The organism is Dietzia sp. SLG310A2-38A2, assembly GCF_014145095.1.
In the GTDB taxonomy this organism is placed as follows: Bacteria; Actinomycetota; Actinomycetes; order Mycobacteriales; family Mycobacteriaceae; genus Dietzia.
This window is the reverse complement of the sequence record NZ_JAALDX010000445.1, coordinates 1-2,278: the sequence shown is the minus strand read 5'-3', so window position 1 is coordinate 2,278 and position 2,278 is coordinate 1. Positions and strand designations below refer to the sequence as shown.

Annotated in this window: 2 protein-coding genes; both read left to right on the top strand. The window is 69.6% G+C overall.

Going from position 1 to position 2,278, the window contains the following annotated elements; genetic code table 11:
- Window positions 1-1,481, top strand: a 1,481-nt coding sequence (locus G6027_RS14755; RefSeq protein ID WP_182637830.1) for an HAD-IC family P-type ATPase, incomplete at its 5' end; no start/stop codon positions are given.
- 26 nt (window positions 1,482-1,507) lie between these two features.
- Window positions 1,508-2,278 (top strand): AAA family ATPase (locus G6027_RS14750; RefSeq protein WP_182637829.1); only part of this gene is annotated, 771 nt, incomplete at its 3' end.

Sequence of the window (2,278 nt, the reverse complement as noted above, 5' to 3'; positions counted from 1 at the left end):
GGCTGGGCGTCGTCACGCCGACCGAACGGGCCGCCGCCCCGGTGGCGCACATGCCGTACGAGCCCGAACTGGGGTTCTCGCAGACGATCCGGAGTGAGGGCGGGCGGCCGGTGTTGTACGTCAAGGGTGCTCCCGATGCGGTCTCCGCGATGTGTTCGCGAATGCTCACCGCAGAGGGCACCACGGCCCTCGATCGGGCCGCCGTCCTGGTCGCCAACGACGCCATGGGCTCGGAGGGGCTGCGGGTCATCGCCACCGCCCGCCGGGAACTCCGGGACGGGGATCCGCGGTTGGGAGACGCGTCCCTGCAGGGCGTACCGGAGGACCTGACCCTACTCGGCCTGGAGGGCATGACCGATCCACCGCGTCCTGGCGTTCCGGAGGCGATAGCCGGATGCCGGTCGGCTGGGATCCGGGTCATGATGATCACCGGCGACCACCCGGTGACGGCCACCGCGATCGCCGGAAGGCTCGGTTTGGACACCGGACAGCCGCCGCTGACCGGCGCCGAGATCGCGGCCCTGGACGACGCGATGCTCCGGGGCCGACTGGCAGACTCCACGGTCGCGGCCCGGGTGTCGCCGCAGGACAAGATGCGGATCGTCGACCAGCTCATGGCGATGGGCAATGTGGTCGCGGTGACCGGGGACGGGGTCAACGACGCGCCCGCACTCCGCGCCGCCTCCATCGGAGTCGCGATGGGGGACTCCGGCACGGATGTCGCGCGCGAGGCCTCCGACATCGTCCTCACGGACGACGACTTCAGCACGATCGTCCACGCCGTCGAGGAGGGCCGGGTCACCTTCGCGACGATCCGCAAGGCCACCTTCTTCCTCCTGTCCACGGCGATCGCCGCGTTGCTGGCGGTCGCGGTCAACGTCTTCACCAATTCTCCCCTGATACTCCTGCCCGTCCAGATGCTGTGGGCCAACCTGGTGACCTCCGGGATTCAGGTGATCGCCCTGGCGTTCGAACCCGGCGAAGGCGACGAGTTGGAGGTCCCCCCGAGGACTCGCGGTGAGGGTGTCCTCGACGCCACTATGTGGTGGCGGACAGCGCTGAGCGGGGTGTGGATCGCAGTCGTGACGCTGGTGGTCTACGAACGCGCGATCTGGGAGGGGGTGGAGACCGATCACGCCCGCTCCCTGGCACTGACAGTGCTGGTGGCGGCCAGCTTCTTCCAGGTGATGAACGCCCGGGCCCTGCGCCGCTCGGTGTTTCTCCTCAACCCGATGGCGAACCCCCTGCTGATTGCCGCCACGGCGGTCGCCGCCTGCCTGCAGGTGCTGGTGGTGAGCTGGCCGACTCTCGCCGGCCCGATGGGACTGAGCGCACTCAACCCCGGTGAGTGGGCGCTGTGTGTAGCCGTGGGCGCCACGGTCATCGTGGTGTCCGAACTCCACAAGCTGGCGGTGAAGCCGGCAGCCCGTAGGCGCGCGGCGGTGATCGCCGCCCCTGTGGTCACGCCTCCGGGCCGGTAGCCGGCCGTGCCATAGGATCGACACCCGTGTACCTCAAGTCGCTGACGCTCAAGGGCTTCAAGTCCTTCGCGGCGCCCACGACTCTGAGGTTCGAGCCCGGCATCTGCTGCGTGGTCGGCCCCAACGGCTCCGGCAAGTCCAACGTCGTCGACGCCCTGACCTGGGTGATGGGCGAGCACAGCGCCAAGTCGTTGCGCGGCGGCAAGATGCAGGACGTCATCTTCGCCGGTACCGCGGGGAAGGCGCCACTCGGCCGGGCGGAGGTGACGCTCACCCTCGACAATTCGGACGGCACGCTGCCGATCGACTACGCCGAGGTCTCGCTGACCCGGCGGATGTTCCGTGACGGAGCGGCGGAGTACGAGATCAACGGTGACCGCGCCCGGTTGATGGACGTGCAGGAACTTCTCTCGGACTCGGGCATCGGTCGCGAGATGCACGTGATCGTGGGGCAGGGCAAGCTCGCCGAGATCCTGGAGTCCAAGCCCGAGGAACGGCGGGCCTTCATCGAGGAGGCCGCGGGGATCCTCAAGCACCGCCGCCGTAAGGAGAAGGCACAGCGCAAACTGGCCGGGATGCAGGGCAACCTCGACCGGTTGAGTGACCTGACCGGCGAGCTACGCCGCCAGCTCAAGCCGCTCGGTCGACAGGCCGAGGTGGCGCGCCGCGCCCAGTCCGTCCAGGCAGACCTCCGTGACGCGACCTTGCGACTGGCCGCCGACGACCTGGTGACGCGCCGCGCGGAGCTGGCGGACGCGGAGAGCGTGCGATCGCGGCTCGCCGACCAGGTGGCCGCG